Consider the following 1,411-nt stretch of genomic DNA (forward strand, 5'->3'; position numbering starts at 1 on the left):
GTGGATACGTGTTCGGGTGAGTGTGGTTTCACGCACTAAGCGGGGTGCTCGTAGGGTCGCGGGGTGGCGTTCATCCGGCGGGTTCGTACGGCTTCGGGAGCGACGGCGGTGCAGATCGCCGAGTACACCGGTGGACGGCAGCGGATCCTCAAGCACGTCGGCTCGGCACACACCGAGGCCGAGCTCGGGGTGCTGCTCGAGCGTGCCCGTGGCCTGCTGGTCGATCCGGGGCAGGTGATGCTGGACCTGGACGTCGAGCCGGCGGTGCCGGTGGCCGGTTTGGCGCAGCCGGCGGGCGAGGCTGCGCTCTTCGAGAACCTGGGGAACGAGCCTGCCCGTGCTCGTGACGGGGCCGGACGGGTTGTGGCGACCGGGTCGCGTGTGCTGTTCGAATCGCTGGCGGGCGTCTACGCCGGCCTCGGGTTCGACGCGCTGGGCGATGAGGTGTTCCGCGACCTGGTGATCGCCCGCATCGTCGAGCCGACCTCCCTGCTGGACACCGGTCGGGTGCTGACCGACCTGGGCGTCGCGCCGGCGAGTTACGCGACGATGAAACGCACCCTGAGCAAGGTCAAGACGGCCGAGTACCGCGACCGGATCGCGACCGCCTGCTTCGCCCATGCCGCCAGGGCCGGTGACGTGAGTTTGTGTCTCTACGACGTCACCACCCTGTATTTCGAGGCCGAGAGCGAGGACGGCCTGCGCAAGGTCGGCTACTCCAAGGAACGTCGCGTCGATCCCCAGATCGTGGTCGGGCTGCTGGTCGACCGGTGCGGGTTCCCCCTGGAGATCGGCTGTTTCGAGGGAGACCAGGCCGAGACGACCACGATCGTGCCGATCATCGAGCAGTTCGCCCGACGCCACGGCCTGGCACACATGGTGGTCGTCGCCGATGCGGGGATGCTGTCGGCCAAGAACCTGACCGCACTGGACGAGGCCGCACTGAAGTTCATCGTCGGCTCGCGGACCACCAAGGCGCCCATCGACCTGGCCTCCCACTTCCGCTGGCACGGCGACGCCTTCACCGACGGGCAGGTCGTCGACACCATCACCCCCAAGAACTCCCGGATCGTTGAGAACGACGTCGCCAAGAAGGCCGAACCGGTCTGGAACCCCCAGGAGCACACCGCGTCGTGGCGGGCGGTGTGGGCCTACTCCGCCAAACGCGCCGCGCGGGACAACAAGACGCTGACCATCCAGGAGAACCGTGCCCGTGAGGTCATCTCGGGTGAGAAGAAGGCCAAGACCACCAGGTTCGTCAAGACCAGCGGGGACAAGCGAGTCCTCGACCAAACCTCACTGGCCCGTGCCCGCAGACTGGTCGGGCTGAAGGGATATGTCACCAACATCCCCGCCACCTGCATGGACGCGGCCGAGGTGATCGCGTCCTACCACGACCTGTGGCACGTCG

Annotated in this window: 1 protein-coding gene; it reads left to right on the forward strand. The window is 67.5% G+C overall.

The window, feature by feature from the left end:
* Positions 1-63 precede the first annotated feature (63 nt).
* Positions 64-1,411: IS1634 family transposase (locus ACGFK0_RS37665; protein WP_392913571.1), on the forward strand; the 1,348-nt coding region annotated here is incomplete at its 3' end.

The organism is Spirillospora sp. NPDC048823, from assembly GCF_043198445.1.
GTDB lineage: Bacteria > Actinomycetota > Actinomycetes > Streptosporangiales > Streptosporangiaceae > Spirillospora.